Origin of the sequence: Xanthomonas campestris pv. phormiicola, assembly GCA_025666215.1 — a bacterium.
Taxonomy (GTDB): Bacteria; Pseudomonadota; Gammaproteobacteria; order Xanthomonadales; family Xanthomonadaceae; genus Xanthomonas_A; species Xanthomonas_A campestris_A.
Map to the genome: position 1 here is coordinate 4,202,316 of CP102593.1, position 19,666 is coordinate 4,221,981.

A 19,666-nucleotide genomic window follows, 5' to 3' on the forward strand; every position below is an offset into this window, starting at 1 on the left:
CCAGGGCGCGTGCACGCGATCCGTCGGCGCGCGCTTGGGGGTATCACAGCCAGGTCGCCGCGCTTGCCGCCGCCAACATGGCTGTCCGAGTTGGCAGCGGCGGCGGCGGCGGCGACAATGGCCGCATGCGCATCGGCCCCTACACGATCGAACCGAAGGTGATCCTGGCGCCGATGGCCGGGGTCACCGACAAGCCGTTCCGGCTGCTGTGCAAGCGTCTTGGCGCCGGCCTGGCGGTGTCGGAGATGACCATTTCCGACCCGCGCTTCTGGCAGACCCGCAAGTCGCTGCAGCGCATGGACCACGCCGGCGAGCCGGACCCGGTCAGCGTGCAGATCGCCGGCACCGAGCCGCAGCAGCTGGCCGAGGCGGCGCGCTACAACGCCGACCACGGCGCGCAGCTGATCGACATCAACATGGGCTGCCCGGCGAAGAAGGTGTGCAACGCCTGGGCCGGCTCGGCGCTGATGCGCGACGAGGCGCTGGTGGCGCGCATCCTCGGCGCGGTGGTGGCCGCCTCGCCGGTGCCGGTGACGCTGAAGATCCGCACCGGCTGGGACTGCGACCACCGCAACGGCCCGGCCATCGCGCGCATCGCCGAGGACTGCGGCATCGCCGCGCTGGCCGTGCACGGCCGCACCCGCGACCAGCACTACGGCGGGCAGGCCGAATACGCCACGATCGCGCAGATCAAGGCCGCGCTGCGCATCCCGGTGATCGCCAACGGCGACATCGATTCGCCGCACAAGGCCGCGCAGGTGCTGGCCGCCACCGGCGCCGATGCGGTGATGGTCGGCCGCGCCGCGCAGGGCCGGCCGTGGATCTTCGGCGAGATCGCGCACTACTTGGCCACTGGCGAACTGCTGCCGGCGCCGTCGCTGGCGTGCGTGCGCGACACCCTGCTCGGCCACCTGCAGGCACTGCACGAGTTCTACGGCGAGGCGCAGGGCGTGCGCATCGCGCGCAAGCACCTGGGCTGGTACGCCAGGGACCGCCCCGAGAACGCGGCATTCCGCGCCGTGGTCAACCGCGCCGAGAGCGCCGATGCGCAGCTGCGGCTGACGGCCGATTACTTCGACGCACTGATCGCCGGCGTGTCGCCCGACCTACCCGCCGCGGCCTGAGCGCCGCGGCGCAGGGCCACGCCAGGCATTCGCGGCGGGTCCCGTCCCCAGCCGTACGGCGTTCTCCGCTACCACGCAGGCGCGGCGGCTGAAACGAGCGCGCCGGTTCGGCGGCGGGCCGTTCGACCAGAGCGACGACAGCGGCAGGTGGCCCCGGCCGCACGTGCCCAGCGGCACCCGCAAGCGGACCGGGCTGCGGCGGCGATCCCCTGGCCGCTCAGTGCAGCTCGGACGGCGCCGGCGCGCCGACCGGCGTCGCCGCTGCAGGTTCGGTCCAGATCCGCCGCCACATCCGCGCCAGCGCCGCGCCGATCTGCCCGCGCGCCACCGGGGCGCGATACGCGGCCTGCAGCTGGCGCGGTGCGATCGCCTGCCAGCCGTCGCCGCGCTGCCGCGCCACCGCGAAATTGAAGTTGTAGTCCGGCTCCAGGCCCATGCGCAGGTCGCTGAGCACCAGTTCGCCGTCCTTGACCTGGGCGCGCATGAAGCCGCGGTTGAACCAGCTCAGCCGCTGCACCGCCGGCAAGGCGCGCACTTCGCCCAGCGCCTGGGTGTTGGAGGGATAGCCCTGGAACCGCATCGGCCCGCGGTCGGCGACCAGCGAGCGCTCGCCGATCACATAGCCGCTCGGCGTCATCGCCACTACGCGCCACAACAGCGTGTTGAACGGCATCGGCACCGAGAAGCGCGGCGCGTGCTGCAGGCCCATCGCCGCCAGCGCGCGGTCGGCCTGGCGATCGACCAGGTGCTTGGCCAGCAGCGACCAGCCCAGGTAGGCGCTGCTCAGGATCAGCCCGGCCAGCAGCGCCTGCTGCGCCACGCGCCGCGCGCGCGCCCACCAGGCGATGGCGCAGGCCACGATCAGCCACAGCGTGTAGCCCGGATCGATGATGAACACGCTGGACCACATCGCCGGCGGCGGCCGCAACGGCCACCACAGCTGGGTGCCGTAGACGGTGAACGCATCCAGCAGCGGATGCGTGATCAAGGCCAGCTGCATCGCCCAGAACCAGCGGCGCGGCGCTTCGGCCACGCGGCCATGGCCGAAGCGCCGGTACAGCCACCAGATCAGCCAGCCGAGCAGCGGCAGCACGAACAGCGAATGGCTGAAGCTGCGGTGCACCGTCATCAGCGTGACCGGGTCGCGGGTCAGCGGCAGCAGGAGCAGCGAATCGAGGTCGGGCACGGTGCCGAGCGCGGCGCCGGCGAGCAACGCGGCGCGGCGGTGCGCGGCAGGCGCGATGGCGGCGGCGACGGCGCCGCCGAGCACGATCTGGGAGAGGGAATCCATCGGCCGATGCTAGCAGCGATGGCGCCACGGGGGCGCGGACAGTGGCGGTGCTGGTGGCGGTCGCCGTGATTTGCTCTGCTTGCATGGCCGCAGCGGCGAGCAGTTGCAGTGCAAGCGGCAGCGGCATTTCGGCCGGGATGCCTCTTGGGCCAAGCGGAGTCATGGGAAAGCGCCGTCGCGACGGCGGCGACCCGCCAGTTCGCGGTCGGCGAAACGCAAAAGAAAGGCGCCCCACCGGGACGCCTTCCCTTTCCCATACGCCGCCCGGATCAGAATCCTTCGAAGAAGAGGGAATGGGCATCGTCGGAGGAGGTGGCCGCCGTGGCGGGGTTTTCCGATTGGAAATAGCTGATCACATCGGCCGCGATGACCCCCAGCCACTTCCAGAACCGCCCCTTCTTCTTCGACGTGGCGCTCTCGGCCGCGAATTGACCACTCGCGGCCGCCTGCTTGGACCAGTAACGCGTGGAGTGCCTGGCCACGCTCAGCCCGCCCAGGATCAGCGCGCCGTTCTTGGACCTGGGATCGAGTCGCGCCATGGCGTCCCGCTCCAGTTCCTCGAACTGTGCCGCCGCCGCATCCAGGTCCTCGGCGTTCTCGACGATCTGGTCGATCCTCACGATGAACGCGAATTCGTCGGCACTGAACTGCTGGCGCAGCCCGTCCAGATTTTCCGTCAACGGCCGCGTCGGATCGATCGCATCGATGATCGGCTGCTGTGTGGCGATGAACTGCTCCAGCGGCATGCCGGGGTCGTAGCCGCACTTCTTGACCAGCAGGGTCAGGGCCTCGTCGTGCGACACGTTCAGGTCCATCAGGCAGCCGAGATACATGTTGTGCTGGATGCCTGCCTGGTCCACGGGGTTCTCGGCCGCCAGCGCGGGGAGACCGAAGGCACTGCCGACCAGCAGGGCGGCGGTTGCGACAAAGCGCTTCTTCTTCATGAGCATTCTCTTGCAATAAATGGGTGAGGTGACTCGGGTCCATGCGCAGACCTGGGCATGTGGTCACCGACGCATGGGCATGGCGCGATGCGGTGCGGATGCAGGTGGCGCATGGGGACGGTGGTCGTGTCAGAACACGATGTCGTAGACCGTGCTGGAGGTGGTGGCCGCGGTGACGGGGTTTTCGGTGAGCAGGAAACCGACCACGTCCGACCCGACGACGGCCAGCCATCTCCAGAACCGCCCTTTCTTCTTCGCGGTGGTGTCGCCAGCCGTGGCCTCACCGTTCTCGGCCGCGTACTCGGACCAGTAGCGGTTGGAGTGCTTGGCCACGCTCAGCCCGCCCAGGATCAGCGCGCCGTTCCTGGACCTGGGATCGAGCCGCAGCATGGCCTCCTTCTCGAGTTCCTCGAACTGCACCGCCGCGGCGTCCAGGTCCTCGGCGTTCTCGATGATCTGGTCCATCCGCACGATGAACGAGAATTCGTAGGCACTGAGCTGCTGGCGCAGCCCGGCCAGGTTTTCCGCCATCGGCCGGGTCGGGTCGACCGAGTCGACGATGGGCTGTTGCGTGGCGATGAACCGCTCCAGCGGCATGCCGGGGTCGTAGCCGCACTTCTTGACCGCGACGGTGAGGGCTTCGTCGGGCGAGGCATTGGCGTCCATCAGGCAACCGAGATACATGTTGTGCTGGATGCCTGCCTGGTCCACGGGGTTCTCGGCCGCCAGCGCGGGGGCAGCGAAGGCACCGCCGGCCAGAAGGGCGACCGTTGCGACAAGGAGCTTCTTCTCCATGAGCATTCTCCTGTGATGGATGGGTTGAAGGTGGCTGGGCCTCCCGACGCCGTGCGGAGGTGTTCGGGCGATGTGGCCAGCGCCGCATCGGCACGCGGCTCGATGCGGCGGTGTCAGGCTAGGCAGGCCTGCGGCGAGGCACGAGGGCGAAACCGGGTCGCCGCAGGAGCGAACCGGGTCGAATTGGCGAATCCGGGATCGGCCCCGCACCGTTGCGGACGCGCGTTCCCCGGCCTGCGGAACGGATGCCACCATCGAAGAATCAATGCGTTGCGCGGATTTGTTCCCGGTCTATACCCGCGGGCGCGCTGGCATCCGGGTCGCCACCGCTCCTACGCTGCAGGTCCCGTTTCTTCTGTTGCGAGACTCCGATGCCTGCCTTCCGTCGCGCTGTCCATACCGCCATCGTCGTGGCCCTCCTGGCATCGCCCATGGCCGCCCACGGCCACGAGACCCTGCCGCCCGACTGGTGCCTGGAGGAAACCCAGGAGCCGGAGATCGTCGTGAAGTTCGATTTCAACGGCAGGCAACTGCAGGAGCTGATGGCCAAGTGCGGCGTGGTCGACCACGAGCAGCCGTACATGAACGCCCTGGAGACCATTGGCGCCTACTGCGACATCGTGGCGCCGGCGCGATCGGCGAAGCCGGTCATCCTCGGACCCGATGCCTTCCTGGCCAGGGACCACCACACCGCGTACCGCATGGAACAGGGCCTGAAAGGCGCTTGCGTGGTGTGCCCGGCCAAGCGCGGACGCTGAGCGGCCGGCGAGGGACGCCCGCCGTCAGACGAGCGCGTCCCGGCGGGTGTAGGCCAGCACCGCGTCGACCCTGGCCTGCAGCGCGGCGCGCGTGTCCGCCGACAGCCCGTCGCAGTGCGCGAGCACGAAATAGGCCGAACGCAGCACATCCCGCCAGCGCGGGTTGTGCGGCAACTTGGAGACCGCCAGATAGCGCTCCATCGCGCGTGCGCGCAGGCGGCCGTCGTCGATGTTCACGCACCAGATCCGGCTGCGCTCGGCCAGTTCCAGCCGGCCGGTCCCGGTGGCCCGTTCCCAGGTGTCGATGACCGCCAGCATGAGTTCGACCAGCGTGCGCCGGAACGCATCGCGCGCCGCAGGCGCGGCGGCGCCCTCCTCCTGCTCCGCGGCCTGCCCGGTGTCGGTAGCCGCATCGCTGCCGCGTTCCTGCAAGACGAGGACGACCAGGCCGTCGCCTCCCGGCCAGGGTTCGAGCGTCGCGATCAGCGGGCCGCCGTGCCGGGCGACGAATGCGACGCGCTGCGCCGCGCTGTCCTCCATCCGCTCCAGCGCCGACTGCAGCGCGGGACGCTCGGCTTCGGCCACGAAGGCGGAGACCGCCTGTCCCACTGGCTCGGCAGCGTCCGCGCCGCCGAGCCGAAGGCGTCCGGCGCGATTGGCGACCAGCACCTGACCTTCGGCATCGAGCAGGCACACCGCATCCTCGCGGCTGTCGAGCAGGGTCTGCAGCAGGTTGCGATCCTCGGCCAGCGCGTCCGCCTCGCGCCGATAGCGGGCGAGTTCCTCCTCGTGGCGGATCCGCCGCGTTTCCTCCAGCAGGCGCGCGCGTTGCCGGCGCCGCTGCAGCAGCAGCCAGCCGCCAAGCGCGGCCGCAAGACCGGACACCAGTACCAGCCACAGCAGCAGCGTGCGTTGGCGCAGTTGCGCCTTGCGCAGGCTGTTCTCGCTCGCCAACTGGTCGATGGTGCGCTGCTGCTCGGCGCTCTCGAAACGGATCCGCAACCAGTCCAACTGGCGGTCGTGCTGTGCGCGCACCAGCGCTGCCGCGTCCGCGTTCGCACGCCGCAGCGTGGCGTTGGCCGCCACGGCATCGCCCGTGCTTTCCTGCAGCCGCGCCAGTTCCTCCAGCAGCGGCACCCGCACCGGATCGCCGCTGGTGGCCGATGCCAGCGCCTCGCGCAGGCGCGCCGCGGTGGCGGCGGCGTTGCCTTCGAGCCGTGTCGTCCGCGCCATCTGCAACTGCAACGCCGAAGGCAGCGGCAGCTTCCACGCGTCGGCCAGCGCCAGCGCGCTGGAACTCCAGCGCCGCGCCTGCGGCACGTCGCCCAACGCCAGCGCCGCGCGGATCAGGCCGTCATGGACCCGCAGCTCATAGGCCCGGCGGCCCTTCTCGCGGTAGACGGCCAGGGCCTCCTGCAGCCAGGCCAGCGCCTGGCGCGTATCGCCGCTGTCGAGCGCCAGCTCTGCCATGGTCTCCTGCACATGCGCCGCCTCGATGGAGTCGCCCTTCGCGCGGTTGGCGGCGAGCGCATCGCGGTAGTAGCGCATCGCGGTGTCGGGCTCGCGCAATTCGCGATACACGTCGGCGATGTTGTTGAGCACGGATGCCGCTGCCCCGCCCTGGGCGCGCTGGATCCCGAGGCTGATCGTCATGTTGCGCAGGGCGCCGCGAAAATCGCCGAGACGGCGCAGCGCCGCGCCCACGTTGTTCAGATCGCGCGCCTCCGCCCCGCGATCGCCGAGCGCCCTGGACAGCGTGGCCGCGCACTCGAACCGCTCGAGCGCCTGCGCAATGCGTTCGCGGCGAAAATCGAGAATGCCGCGGCGGCGCGTGAGTTCGTAGCGCAAGCGCTCGTCGCCGCCTTCGCCGATGTTTGCGTCGGCGCAATCCAGCGCCTGCTCGGCGGCCTCGAAGCGGCCAGCGTCGAGGCGGTCCCTGGCGTGCGCGAACAGCGCTTCCACCCGCGCGCCGCGCGCCGTTTCCAACGGCGAAAGCCCGGCATGCCGGACGCAAAGCGCCGCGTCCGGAAGCGTGCGCGCCACCCTGTCATCCGGGCAGCCGGACACCGTGTTTCGCGCGATCGCGGTACCGTTCGCCGCGAGCAGGATGAGCACGCAGCACAGTCCGAGTCTTGCCGGAAAGCGGGCGCATGCGGTCGTGGCGGGCGTGTGAACGACGATGCCGGAAGAGGCCGGCGCGATCGGGTTCATCCGATTCCACGCGGATCGCAACGACCGGCTGGACAACGCCTTCCCTGGCTTCACTTTCTCCATGAACCCCGACGTGATCGAGATGCGACGCGCTGGCGCGGCGCCGCCGTTGGTCAGTGCGGGTAACCAGACCCGATCGTGGAGTCCTGTCCGGGTTCGCCGCTCCGAAGGAACGCAGTAGACCCGATGGAGTGCATGCCGATCAAGCGCATGCCGCGCTCATGGCCGCGGCGCGTCGATTGCGGAATGTCCATCACACCGCAATGTTCGACGTCCTTCCAGCGCACGCACCGACTGGCCAATCTGGCGGTCGGCCGCGGCGCCGCGCGCCGCCGATGCAAACGCTCGGCAAGAAGCACTCAGGTTCGGCCGCACGAGCTGCCGAAGCACACACCCCGGCACTGCGTCGTATCGCACGCACCGCTGGCGTCAGGCCGCGCGCGGCCAGGCGCTGTGCTGCGCCAACCGCAGGCGCGGCGGCAGTTCGGTCAGCACTTCGCCGCGATGCGAGAGCAGGCGCAGGGTACCGTCGGCCTCTTCGCCGAGCGCGGTCAGGCTTTCGACCCAGTCGCCGTCGTTGGCGTAGACCAGGCCGTCGCGCTCGAACAGGCCGGCGCGGTGCACGTGGCCGCAGACCACGCCGTCCAGGCCGCGGCGGCGCGCATCGTCCAGGCCGGCGTCGACGAAGCGCTCGATGTAGCGCTCGGCGGCGCTGCTCTGCCGCTTCAGGTAGTCGGCCAGCGACCAGTAGCGCATGCCGAAGCGGCGGCGCACGCGGTTGGTCAACTGGTTGCCGGTGAGGATGCGGTAGTACAGCCAGTCGCCGAACTTCTCCTGCAGGCCGCCGAACTGGGTGACCGCGTCGTAGTCGTCGCCATGCACCACCAGCAGCCGGCGCCCGTCGGCGGTCACGTGCACCGCGCGCCGGCGCACCTGCATCGCCGGCAGCGCCAGGCCGCAGAAGCGGCGGATCGGGCGGTCGTGGTTGCCGGGCACGTAGATCAGTTCGGTGCCGCCGCGCGCCAGCGCATGCAGCGCGTCGACCACGCGCTGGTGCGCCGCGCCCCACACCGCGCGGCGCTGCGCCATCCACCAGAAGTCGACGATATCGCCGACCAGGTACAGCTGCCTGCAATGCAGGCCGCCGAGGAAATCGGCCAGTTCGCGCGCATGGCAGTGCGGCGCGCCGAGATGCACGTCGGACACGAACACCGCCCGGCGCGGGGACAAGCTGCTCACCGTGTTCATGCCATCACCTCTGCTTCGCTGCGGGGCCGTTCCAGGTAGCGCATGCGCTTCTTGCTGCGGATGCGCTGCAGATCCAGTTCGATCAGGCCATCGACCGCGTCGTTGAACGCCGGATCGACGCCGAAGGCGAGGAAGCGCGCGCCGCCCGGCTCGCACAGCTCGGTGTATTGCTTGTAGAGCATCGGCACCGCGGCGCCGAGCGCGTCCAGGTTGCCCTTGAGCACCTTGAACGCGGTGTCCGCGTCCAGCGCGTCGAACGCCGGCGGCGCCTGCGAATAGTCGAACGGCCGCGCCGAGGCGGCTTCGCCCAGCGCATCGCCGTAGTAGTGCGCGTAGTAGGCCACGATCTGCTCGCGCGCCTGCCGCGGCAGCGCCGCGCTGATCGAGACCGCGCCGTACAGGTAGCGCACCTGCGGGTAGTCGCGCAGGTAGGCGCCGATGCCCTGCCACAGGTAGTCGATGCTGCGGCTGCCCCAGTAGTCGGGGACCACGAAGCTGCGGCCCAGTTCCATGCCGGCGGCGATGCGCGGCAGCAGCGCTTCGCCGTAGCGGAACAGCCCGGCGGTGTAGAAACCGGCCAGGCCGCGCTCGGCCAGCACCGGCGCGCCGCGGGCCACGCGGTAGGCGCCGACCACGCGCGCGGCGGCGCCGTCCCACAGCACGATGTGCTCGTACCAGGTATCGTAGTCGTCCAGGTCCAGGCGCCGGCCGGTGCCCTCGCCGACCGCGCGGAAGGTCAGTTCGCGCAGGCGGCCGATCTCGCGCAGCAGCGCCGAGCCGGCACGCAGCCGGCCCACGCGGATCTGCTTGCCGTCCACGGTCTGGCCCAGGCTGCGCAACGCGCCGATCTCCGCCGCCACCGCGGCCGGATCCTCGGCGGCGACCAGCGGCTCCTCGCTCGGCGCCGGCGTGCTCGCCCCGGCCCGGCCCAGCGCATACAGCTCGCGGCGCAGGCCGCGCATCAGTTCGGCCTCGGACTGCCCCTGCGGCAGCGCGCGGGCGCGGCCCAGGCTCAGCGCGATGCGGCGCTCGCGGCGGGCGAACATCTCCCGCGCCAGCAACGCGGTGCCGGCCGGCTTGAACAGCGCCGAGGCGCCGTAGAACAGCGCCGAGTTGCGCGCATGGATGCGCACCGGCAGCACCGGGGTGGCGGTGCGCAGCGCGAAGCGGGTGAAGCCGCGGCGCCAGCGCCCGTCGGCCACCCCGCCCCAGCCCAGGCGCGACACTTCGCCGGCCGGGAACACGATCACGCACTGCTCCTGCTCCAGCGCCTGCTCGATCGCGCGCACGCTGGCCGGCGACGGCGCACCGCCGAGGATGCGCACCGGCAGCAGCAGCTCGCGCAGGCCTTCCAGCGCCCACAGGAAGTCGTTGGCGACGATCTTCACGTCGCGCCGCACCTGGCCCACGCAATCCAGCAGCGCCAGCGCGTCCAGCGCGCCGGACGGATGGTTGGCGACGATCAGCAGGCGCCCGCGTGCCGGAATGCACTCGGCAGGGGTCGGCGCGACCACGTAGCGCGCCTGCAGGAAATCCATCCCGGCCTGGACCAGGGCGAAGCCGCGCAGGTCGTGACTGGCGTCCAGGAACGCCTCCAGCGCGTCCAGGCCCGACCATTTCTGCAGGCCGCGCAACAGCGGCCGCACCAGCCGCGAGCGGCGCCCGGCGAACCAGTGCGGGTAGCGATCCTGCAGACGACGTTCGAGTGCGAGCACGGCAAGCCCCCTGGCTGACTGCGCACAGCTTCGGCCCCCGCGGCGACACCGATCTTGCAATATGACTACGGCAAAGTGACGCCCGCGGTCCCGCCGGCTGACCGGTTAACCTTGCCCAACGCCGGCCGGGCCACAATGCACAGCACCGCGCGCCCGTGTATCATGCGCGTCCATCTTTTCATCCGAATACAAGGATATAGCCGCGATGTCCAGCTATCTCTTCACCTCCGAGTCGGTCTCCGAAGGCCACCCGGACAAGATCGCCGATCAGATTTCCGATGCGGTGCTCGACGCGATCCTGACCCAGGACAAGCGCGCCCGCGTTGCCTGCGAAACGCTGGTCAAGACCGGCGTGGCGATCGTCGCCGGCGAGATCACCACCAGCGCCTGGATCGACCTGGAGGCGTTGACCCGCAAGGTGATCCTGGACATCGGCTACAACAGCTCCGACGTCGGCTTCGACGGCGAGACCTGCGGCGTGCTCAACCTGATCGGCAAGCAGTCGCCGGACATCAACCAGGGCGTGGACCGCAAGAAGCCGGAAGAACAGGGCGCCGGCGACCAGGGCCTGATGTTCGGCTACGCCACCCGCGAGACCGACAGCTTCATGCCGGCGGCGATCCACCTGGCGCACCGCCTGGTCGAGCAGCAGGCCAAGGTCCGCAAGAAGAAGAACTCGCCGCTGGCGTGGCTGCGCCCGGACGCCAAGAGCCAGGTCACCCTGCGCTACGAGGACGGCGTGGCGACCGCGATCGACGCGGTGGTGCTGTCCACCCAGCACGACCCGGACATCAAGCAGAAGCACCTGGTCGAAGCCGTGCGCGAGGAGATCCTCAAGCCGGTGCTGCCGGCCAAGTGGCTGCACAAGGGCACCAAGTTCCACATCAACCCGACCGGCAAGTTCGTGATCGGCGGGCCGGTCGGCGACTGCGGCCTGACCGGGCGCAAGATCATCGTCGACACCTACGGCGGCTGGGCGCGCCACGGCGGCGGCGCGTTCTCCGGCAAGGATCCGTCCAAGGTCGACCGTTCCGCGGCCTACGCGGCGCGCTACGTGGCCAAGAACGTGGTCGCTGCCGGCCTGGCCGACCGCTGCGAAGTGCAGGTCTCCTACGCCATCGGCGTGGCCGAGCCGACCTCGATCTCGGTCACCACCTTCGGCACCGGCAAGATCGCCGACGACAAGATCGAGAAGCTGATCCGCAAGCACTTCGACCTGCGTCCGTTCGGCATCATCCAGATGCTCGACCTGATCCACCCGATGTACCAGCAGACCGCCTCGTACGGCCACTTCGGCCGCACCCCGAAGGCGTTCACCTACACCGACGGCACCGGCGCGCAGCACACCGCCACGGCGTTCTCGTGGGAAAAGACCGACCGCGCCGACGCGCTGCGCGCGGACGCGAAGCTGAAGTAAGCCGGCTCGCCCGCGCTTGCACCAAAACGGGCCGCATCGCGGCCCGTTTTTTTGTCACCTCGGCATGGTCGCGCACGCGCCATGCAGGCAGAACGTGCTCCGGCGAAGACATGCGGATTTCTCATGGGGGAGCGACGTCAGTCGCGACGGGCTTTATCGGTCATGCCTGTCGCGACCGAAGTCGCTCCCACAAGTAGCGGCACAGCGGCGCGCGGGCCTGCCGTGACGGGCAACAGACGCAGGCTCAGCCGCGCCGCTGCAACGCTTCCTGCAACACCGTCTGGAACTGCTGCAGCGTGCACAGCTGGGTCCTGGCGTCGCTGCAGCCCGGCACGCGCAGGGTCTGCAGCAGCGGCGGCTTGCGCAGGCTCAGCGGGGTCAGTTCGCGCAGCTGGTCCAGCGATTGCGCCTGGTAGCGCAGGCGCACGTAGCGCTGGCCGCTACGCGTGTCGCGCAGTTGCTCGAGCACCAGCGCGCCGCCCGGCGGCGAGTCGTCGCGGCCGAAGCCGGGCAGATGGAAGTGCAGGTCGAGCAGGCCGCTGAGCGCGGCGATATGGGTATCGCTGGCGACCAGCACGCTCAGCTTCGGCGCGTCCGCCACGCCCAGCGTGTCCAGCACCCGCCGCGCCAGCGGCGCGCCGGCGCGCGCGGCCATGTACTGCGGCCGCGCGTAGATCTCGAACAGCAGCGCATGCAGCCGCGACACCACGCCGATGCGCTCGCGGGTGGCGCGGCCCCAGCCGACCTGGTCCAGCGGCAGGCCTTCGGCGTATTGCAGGATGAACACCTCGGCGGTGCCGGAGGTCAGGTCCAGCGGACCGTGCATGGCGATGCCGCGGCCGTTGGCGCTTGCGCTCAGCGACGAGGGCATCTTCGCGAAATCGCAGGTCTTGGCGCTGCAACCGAGGATCTGCTGCATCGTGCGCAGCTCCTTCGCGTAGGGCGCCAGCACCGCGCCGGGACCGCCGGTCTGGTGCTGGATCGAGGCCACCGCGGCGGCCGCGTCGAAGTCCACCGCGCCGGCCTCGACCGGGCGGAACAGCGGATCGTCGCTGCCCTGCGGCCGATGCCCGGCCTGCAGCCCGCAGCCGGGGGCCAGCGTCTGCGCCAGGATCTGCGCGCTGGCGATGGTGCGCTGGTCGGTGTTGGCGTAGATGCTCACCGCGCCATCGGCCGGGCAGCCGGTCGCCGGCAGCACGCCGTCGCGGACCAGCCATTGCCGGGTGTAGTCGCCGCTCAGCTGCACGCCAGTGCGGCCGTGCGCGGTGAGCAGGCTCGCCGGCGTGTTCCATACCGGCCACGGCCGGTCGGCCAAGGCCGCCGCCGCGGCCTCGCCTTCCAGCGGCGCACGCACGCCGTGGCGGAACAGCATCAGGACCTGCTCGACCCGCAACTGCGGCGCAGACGCTTCGCTTGCAGGCCGCGCGTGCGCGCCGGCGGCCGCCGCCAGCACCGTCAAAAGCATCCACCGCATCCGCTTGCCCATCGTCGTTCCAGGAAAAAGGGGAAAAAGAAACCACTCATTGCGCGGCATCCATCGCAGTGCATGCCGGTGCGATTGCAGCGCACGTGCGTGGCGATCGCGTGTCGGTGGCCGCGAAGCGACGGATACACCCGCACCCTCATCGCTGCCGCTCCACTGCGCAGCGGACACCCACACCACCTGCGCGCGCCGGCCCAGCGCCGATCATGCGCCGGCACCTCGCGCCCATCGATCGCATGGACGCCACCGCACGCGCCGCGGCAACATGCCGCGACGCGCGAGGGAAGCCGGCCCATGCACAGGCCGTTGGCTCAGAACGTGTACTTCACGGTCAGCAGGCTGGTGCGCCCGGCATCGACGATGTCCGAGATCGCGGTGCTGTTGCGGCCCACATGCGCCCAGTAGCTCAGGCGATTGGTCAGGTTCGCCACCGACAGGTCGGCGCGCAGGTGCTCGTTCACCGCATAGCCCACGTGCAGGTCGACGCGGGTGATCGGCTTCACCCACAGGTCGTCCCAGCTGGCGCCCTGGTCCAGGTAGTCGTAGACCGACACGTATTCGCCCGAGTAGTGGTAGCTCAGGTTCACCGACAGCGGGCCCTTCTCGTAGAACAGCTCGGCGTTGGCCATCAGGTCCGGCGCGTTCTGGATGCGCTCGTCGTGGAAGCCGGTCATGCCCAGGTCGACGCGGGTGGACTGGCGGGTGAGGTTGGCGCCGATGCCGAAGCCGTCCAGCGGCGCCGGCATGCCCTGCAGGGTCTGCCGCACCGCCGCTTCCACACCCAGCACCTTGCCGTCGCCGCCGTTCTGCGGACGCACGTAGCGCACGCTGCCGCTGGTGCTCGCCCCGGCATTGGCCGCATCCGAGCCGTTCTCGTAGATGTAGTCGGACAGGCGCTTGTAGTAGCCGGCCAGCATCGCGTGGCCGCCGACGCCGTTGTCCCACTCGCCGGACACATCGACATTGACCGCCTTGATCGGCTTCAGATCCGGATTGCCTTCGGTGATGGTGGTGATGCCGTCGCTGGACACGCTGTAGCTGGAACCGCCGCCGAGCTGCACGAACGCCGGGCGCGTGTAGCTGGTCCACACCGAGGCGCGGTAAACCGCGTTGGCGTTGCCGGGACGATAGTTCAGGAACACGCTGGGCAGCGGCACGTCGTAGGTGGTGTGGTTGTTCTGGAAGTAGCCGGCCAGCTCGTTGCCGCTGCTGTCCTTGGGCATGGTCCAGTAGGTGTTGCGGATGCGGGTCTGCTCGAAGCGCAGGCCGGGGATGATCTCCAGGTCGCCGGTCTTGAACGTCGCCATCGCGTAGGCCGCGGCCACCGCCTCGGTGCCACGCATGGTGTCGCAGTTCTGATTGTTGACCGCCAGGCTGCCGCAGGTGTCGAAGCTGCTCGCGGTCAGGTACTTGGCGATCGAGGCCTTCAGCGCCGAATTGCTCAGCTTGACCGTCGGGTAGTCGTACTTGCCCGGATACACCGAGTCGTAGCTGCCGCTGACCAGGCCGGTGTTCTCCAGCAGCGTGCCGTCGGTGAACTTGGCGGTGGTCCAGTCGCGCTCGGTGAACTCGCGCGAGCTGTCCACGTACTTCACGCCGAACTGCAGGTTGCTCAGCGCGCCGTCGTCGAAGTCGTAGCGCGCGTCGAACTTGGCGCCGCCCTTCTTCTGCCCGCTGTAGGACTTGGTCAGCTGGCCGTGGCGACGCGCGTACAGGCTGCCGATGTCGTCGGCCTGGTTGCGCATCGCCGTGGTCAGCTGCGGCACCGGGAAGCCTTCGCTGTCGTAGCTGATGAAGCTGTTGGCGCCGTACGGGAACTGGGTGGAGCTGTACTGATCCACGCGCGCAGAGACTTCGATGTGGTCCGGACGGTCGTTGTCGCCGAAGCTGTAGAACAGGTTCGGCGACAGCGTCCAGTTGCCGAGCTGCTTGTCGGCGCCGAACTGGAACGTGGCCAGGTCCGCCACTTCCGGGTTGGTCTCGTACCAGTAGCGCACCGCGACGCGGTTGATCTGCGGCTGGTACACGCCGGTGCTGCCGATCTGGGTGTAGCTGACGCTGGCCGGCACGAATTGCGTATAACCGGTGTTCTGCTCGGTCTTGGCGTAGGCATAGGTCGCCCGCGCGTACAGCTGCAGGGTCGGGTCCACGTGCCAGTCGAAGGAGACGTTGCCGCCGTAGCGCTTGGTGTCGCCGCCGGAATAGCCGATGTTGGTGCCGGTGGACTGCAGCGAATCTTCCGCATCGTAGCCGGCGGCTAGCGCGCCCTTGGCGGTGGTGCGCGAGTATTCCCACGAACCGTCGTTGCGCGCGGCCGAGGCGCTGGCCACTTCGCTGTTCACGTAGTGGCGTTCGTCGTAGTAGGCGCTGGCGTAGATGCCGAACTGGTGCTCGCTGCCGAACTTGGCGTGGAACTCGCCGGCGGCGCCCTTGCCGATGCCGCTCTCGTCGTAGTCGCGGGCGCGGCTTTCCATGCGCCCGCTGGCGGTAATGCTGCCGCCGATCGCGTCGCTGTAGTCGAAGCCGCTGGGGGTGCGGTAATCGATGGTGCCGCCGATCGCATCGCCGTCCATCGCCGCGGTGGAGGTCTTGTTCAACACGATGGTCTGCAGGCCCGAGGGCGGCAGCAGGCTCAGCTGCACGCTGCGGCTGTACGGCATGCCCTGGGCGACGTTGACGCCGTTGATCAGGTTGACGTTGTATTCGGCGTTGAGGCCGCGCACCGAAGCGAACATGCCCTCGCCGCGCGCGGCGCCGTCGACGCCGCCGAAGTACGACTGCCCGGTGTTGACCACGTTGACGCCCGGCAGCAGGCCCAGCGCCTCGGCGATGTTGTGCACGGCGGTGTACTTCAGGTCGTCGGCCGACAGCACGTTGGCGGTGTTGCTGGCCGCCATCTGCATGTCGGCGGCGGTGTAGCGGTTGGCTGCGACCGTCACAGCCGACAACGTCTTGGCGTCGTTCTTGGCCGCGGCCGGCGCGGTGTCGTCGTTGGCGCTGTTCTGCGCCTGCTGCTGCGCGGCGTCTTCGGCGTGGGCGGCGGCGGCGAGGGCCAGGCTCAGGGCCAGGGCGATGGAACCGGCAAGCCGGTGCGGCCTGGCGCGGTGCGATGCGTGGTTCATGGGAATTCCATCAGGACGTGGGTGGTGTCCCGGCACGCAGCGACGCTGCGCGGCCGGAGAAGGCAAAGCAGTGCCCGTATCGCCGGCGTCGAGCCGGCAACTGAGCGAGCATCTGAGGGAGTTCCGTGTCGGAGCTGGGCCGCGCGAACTGACGGCTCGTTAACAACTGCGGCGCATTGTGTGCGGCGATGTTTGCAGGTGCGTGACGGAGTTCATAAGTCAACGGAAACGCGCTACATAGATGATGCATCCGCGTGCGTATCGCGTAACTGATGCTGCAGCGTCGGAGCTGAAGCTCCTCCCGCGGTGCACAGCCAGCGCGCCGCAGCGTTCCCGCAGGAGCGGCTTCGGCCGCGCCAAGCGGAGTGGAAACGTGGGCCGACTTCGCAATCGGTCGGGGCTCAAGCCCGTTCTGCAGTGCGACCAGCCGGCGTGCCGCATGACCTTGGGGGAGCGACTTCAGTCGCGACGGGCGTTACCGGTAGAGCCTGTCGCGAGTGAAACCACTCCCACAGGCCGCGCTGGCCCGACGCGCATCGACTGCGCCGCATCACTGCGATGCGATCTGCGCGTGCAGGATGCGGCGGATCTCCAGGATCGCCTGCGGCGTCTCCTGCACGCTGTGTCCGGAAGTGACGACCAGCTCCGATTCGGCGCCCTGCAGATGCGCGCTGCGGTACGGCACCACGCCGTCGTCGGCATCGGCCAGCGGCAGCGCCGGGTTGCGCCGGGCGATGATCGAGTTGTAGCGCACCGCTGGCGAAATCGGCAGGTCGGCGGCCGCACGCACGAACGGATCGGTATCGCGCAGATTGTCGATGCCGGTGGGCAGGCGCTGCGGCACGCCATCCTGTCCGGCGATGTCCTGCATCACGTCGGTGAAGCGCTGCAGCAAGGCCACCGGCAGGTGGATCAGGCCGCCGACCAGGCGACCGATGCTGCCTTCGGCCATGGCGGTGCCGCGGTGCGGCGCGGCGATGAAGATGGCGCGGTCCACCTGCGGCAGCGGCGCGAAGCGCAACAGCGGCTGCAGGCGCTCGCGTACCCGCGCGCCGCGTTCGCCGCTCAGGTCGCGGCCGGCAAGCAGGTCGTTCCAGATGCGATCGCCGGAGCTGCTGACCAGCAGCCGTGCGATCACCCCGCCCATGCTGTGGCCGATCAGCACCATGTGCTTCGACGCCGCTGCCTGCCCCTGCGGATCGAAATTGTGCAGGGTCTGCTGCAGCAAGGTTTCGATCTGCGCACGGTTCCAGGCGATCGGCATGTTGGTCGGATAGTAGACCTGCCAGATCTGGTAGTGCCGGCGCAGTCGCTCGTCGCCCATGATCTCGTTGGCGACGTTGACCCAGGCTTCCGGACTGCTGGCCAGGCCGTGCAGCATCAGCACGATGCGCCGGTTCGGGTCGTACGGCTGCATCAGGTACAGGTGCGGCTGCTCGATGCCGTACTGGCGCCCGAGCATCGAGCGCAGCGACTGCTTGGCGAAGCCCGAACGCGCCAGCCACAGGCCGTAGGCGGCGGTGAAATTGGCCGCCAGCGGCAGCCGCTGGCCGTGCACGGTGACCTCGCCATCGCGATACGGATCGTAGGGCGCGATCACCACGCCGTGGGTCTCCAGCACCTGCGCCAGGCTGTCGCCGTCGAAGCGCAGCAGCACCGTGGTCGGCGCGTACGACAGTTCGCTGTAGCCTGCGGTGTCGGCGCTTGCCGGCCCTGGCTGCGCGGCGGCCATGATCGCGGTCGGATCGCCGACCTGCGCCGGCGACACTTCCGCCACCAGCTCGGCGCCGAAGCCATCGCGGCGATAGGTGCTGCGCAGGCCGTCGAAGCGCAGCGAGGCGGCAGGCACCATCGCATTTGGCCGTGCCACCCCGCCTGGCAGGCGGAAGCTGTCCAGTTGCGCGCGCACCTGCCAGCCGGCGGTGGCCAGGGTGTCGTCGTCGCGCAACTCACCGCTGCTGTTGCGCGTGCGCCAGCGCTCGAACAGGCTGCCGACCACATGCTGCACCGCGTAGTTGTAGTAGTCGCGCACCTGCGTCTGCCGGTCCTCGAAGGCGCGCACGCTGGCCGGGCGTTCGGTATAGAACAGGTAGGCATACGCGTAGCGCGCGGTTTCCAGCCACGCCTGCAAGGCCGCATCGTCGATCAGCGTGGCGTCGCGCTTGGCGGTGCGCGTGGTCGCCGCGCGCAGCCACAGTTCCGACAGCGTCGCCAGGCGGCGCTCCTCGTCCAGCCCCTGCACCGTGCGCAGTTGCGCGGCGCAGACGGGGATATCGGCCTCGCAGGTCTTGCGCTCGATCGCGACCACGCGCAGCGTCTCCTGGCTGGCATCGCTGAGCTGGCCGGTGCTGAGCACGTCGCCGCGCTTGGCCGCGATGTAGTCGCCGGCCGCGCGCGACTGCACGGTGACCATGGCGCAGCCGGACCCGGCGAGCAGGCCTGCGGCCAGCAGCGTGCGCGCCGCCAGCTGCCAACCGGCGTACGCCGCGCGCATCAGCGCGCCGCTCCGGGCGGTTCTTCACCGGGGATGCCCTCGCGGATACGCTGCGAGAAATCGGCGCCGGTGCCAGCCTGGCGCGCACGTTCGCCGATGCGTCCGCGCGCCTGCAGCGTGGCCAGCGCGTAGCCGGGCACGAAGCCGTGCTGCGCGTACACATACGAGGGCAGATAGCCAGACAGCAGCAAGCGGTAGTCCAATGGCAGCTGCGGCTCGAACTTGCGCACCAGTTCGAACACGATGGTGGTGCAGTTGCTGGTGGCGGTGTTGTAGAACTTCGGCGTGCGCTGCAACTGCTGCGCCTGCGCCACATAGCCCATGAACAGCTGGCGCAACTGCGCACGCGGGATGTTCAGCCGGTACAGGTAGACGTCTTCGCCGCGCACGTTGCTGCGCACCGCCAGGATGTCGCGCTCGTCGGCGGCGACCATCACCTGCTCGAAATTGCGGAAGAACCCGGCCAGCGCCGAAAACGCTTCGCCGCGCTCCTTGCGGATCTCCAGCGAGAACACCACCCGGCGGCCGTCGTCGAAGCCGAACGAGACCAGGGTGTGGGCGATCGCCGGACCCATCCAGTAGGACAGCGCCAGGTCCGCCGAAACCAGCCGGTCCAGGTCGTACTGGCGGGTTTCCCAGCGCGGCGTGTAGTCGCTGTCGCTGCGCCAGGCGAAGTTGCGCACGTTGTGCAGGGTGACGAGGTGGCCATCGACCTGCGGCTGCAGCGGCTGCGCCACGTCGTCGGCCCAGTCGCGGTTCTGCTCGGGCAGCAGCTGCGACCAGCCGAACACCAGGCCGGCGCAGGCCACCGCGAAGATCCACGGCAGCACGCGGTACTCGCGGGGGTGGCGCAGGCCCCACAACGCGGCACCGCCCATCGCCAGCCACAGCAGCGCCGAGGCATGGCGCACCAGGGTACCGGTGTGCGGCAGGTAGGCCAGGAACAGCCCACCCCAGACGCCGGCCAGCACGATCGCCAGCGCCGCGGCGGCGCGCACCAGGCGTGCCGGCCAGCGCCGTTGCGCGATGCCGCGCGCGGCACTGTCGGCGCTATCGCCCCCCCG

The 19,666-nt window shown here is 69.8% G+C and carries 13 protein-coding genes; 3 read left to right on the forward strand and 10 right to left on the reverse strand.

From position 1 onward, the window contains the following. Nucleotides 1-125 precede the first annotated feature (125 nt). Nucleotides 126-1,124 carry a tRNA dihydrouridine synthase DusB gene (gene dusB, locus NRY95_17730; GenBank protein UYC18622.1) on the forward strand — a complete coding sequence of 333 codons (999 nt, stop codon included), beginning with the start codon at nucleotides 126-128 and terminating at the stop codon, nucleotides 1,122-1,124. A gap of 217 nt (nucleotides 1,125-1,341) precedes the next feature. Here dusB and NRY95_17735 read toward each other — a convergent pair whose 3' ends face one another. The 3 genes from NRY95_17735 to NRY95_17745 all read right to left on the reverse strand — a co-directional run bounded on the left by NRY95_17735 (nucleotide 1,342) and on the right by NRY95_17745 (nucleotide 4,154). Further along, entirely contained in the window at nucleotides 1,342-2,415 is a 1,074-nt protein-coding gene (locus NRY95_17735) for a metal-dependent hydrolase (GenBank protein UYC15527.1), read from the reverse strand. Nucleotides 2,416-2,684: 269 nt separating this feature from the next. After that, complete coding sequence (locus tag NRY95_17740) at nucleotides 2,685-3,359, reverse strand: hypothetical protein (protein UYC15528.1); 675 nt, start codon at nucleotides 3,357-3,359, stop codon at nucleotides 2,685-2,687. A 129-nt stretch (nucleotides 3,360-3,488) separates the two neighbouring features. Then, on the reverse strand, nucleotides 3,489-4,154 hold the full coding sequence (locus NRY95_17745; GenBank protein UYC15529.1) for a hypothetical protein: 666 nt from the start codon (nucleotides 4,152-4,154) through the stop codon (nucleotides 3,489-3,491). Between the two features lie 431 nt (nucleotides 4,155-4,585). On the opposite strand from NRY95_17745, the gene NRY95_17750 reads away from it, so the two are divergent. Next, nucleotides 4,586-4,912: a hypothetical protein gene (locus NRY95_17750; GenBank protein ID UYC15530.1), complete on the forward strand. Its 327-nt coding sequence runs from the start codon at nucleotides 4,586-4,588 to the stop codon at nucleotides 4,910-4,912. Nucleotides 4,913-4,936: 24 nt separating this feature from the next. Here NRY95_17750 and NRY95_17755 read toward each other — a convergent pair whose 3' ends face one another. From NRY95_17755 to NRY95_17765, 3 genes are all read right to left on the reverse strand, one after another. Further along, on the reverse strand, nucleotides 4,937-7,123 hold the full coding sequence (locus tag NRY95_17755) for a tetratricopeptide repeat protein (GenBank protein ID UYC15531.1): 2,187 nt from the start codon (nucleotides 7,121-7,123) through the stop codon (nucleotides 4,937-4,939). Nucleotides 7,124-7,552: 429 nt separating this feature from the next. Continuing rightward, nucleotides 7,553-8,371 (reverse strand): UDP-2,3-diacylglucosamine diphosphatase, encoded by an 819-nt coding sequence (locus NRY95_17760; GenBank protein UYC15532.1) that lies wholly within the window; start codon nucleotides 8,369-8,371, stop codon nucleotides 7,553-7,555. Then, nucleotides 8,368-10,086, reverse strand: coding sequence for a lysophospholipid acyltransferase family protein (locus tag NRY95_17765; protein UYC15533.1), 1,719 nt, complete (start codon nucleotides 10,084-10,086; stop codon nucleotides 8,368-8,370). The genes NRY95_17760 and NRY95_17765 overlap by 4 nt, the downstream gene beginning before the upstream one ends. A 205-nt stretch (nucleotides 10,087-10,291) precedes the next feature. Here NRY95_17765 and metK point away from each other — a divergent pair, with 205 nt between their 5' ends. Next, on the forward strand, nucleotides 10,292-11,503 hold the full coding sequence (gene metK / locus NRY95_17770; protein UYC15534.1) for a methionine adenosyltransferase: 1,212 nt from the start codon (nucleotides 10,292-10,294) through the stop codon (nucleotides 11,501-11,503). A 244-nt stretch (nucleotides 11,504-11,747) separates the two neighbouring features. Here the strand turns inward: metK and NRY95_17775 are convergent, their stop codons facing one another. From NRY95_17775 to NRY95_17790, 4 genes are all read right to left on the reverse strand, one after another. Next, nucleotides 11,748-12,977 (reverse strand): histidine-type phosphatase, encoded by a 1,230-nt coding sequence (locus NRY95_17775; protein ID UYC15535.1) that lies wholly within the window; start codon nucleotides 12,975-12,977, stop codon nucleotides 11,748-11,750. 320 nt (nucleotides 12,978-13,297) lie between these two features. Beyond that, nucleotides 13,298-16,108 carry a TonB-dependent receptor gene (locus tag NRY95_17780; GenBank protein UYC15536.1) on the reverse strand — a complete coding sequence of 937 codons (2,811 nt, stop codon included), beginning with the start codon at nucleotides 16,106-16,108 and terminating at the stop codon, nucleotides 13,298-13,300. 550 nt (nucleotides 16,109-16,658) lie between these two features. Beyond that, nucleotides 16,659-18,602 (reverse strand): alpha/beta fold hydrolase, encoded by a 1,944-nt coding sequence (locus NRY95_17785; protein UYC15537.1) that lies wholly within the window; start codon nucleotides 18,600-18,602, stop codon nucleotides 16,659-16,661. Then, nucleotides 18,602-19,603 (reverse strand): DUF4105 domain-containing protein, encoded by a 1,002-nt coding sequence (locus NRY95_17790; GenBank protein UYC18623.1) that lies wholly within the window; start codon nucleotides 19,601-19,603, stop codon nucleotides 18,602-18,604. The genes NRY95_17785 and NRY95_17790 overlap by 1 nt, the downstream gene beginning before the upstream one ends. Nucleotides 19,604-19,666: the final 63 nt, after the last annotated feature.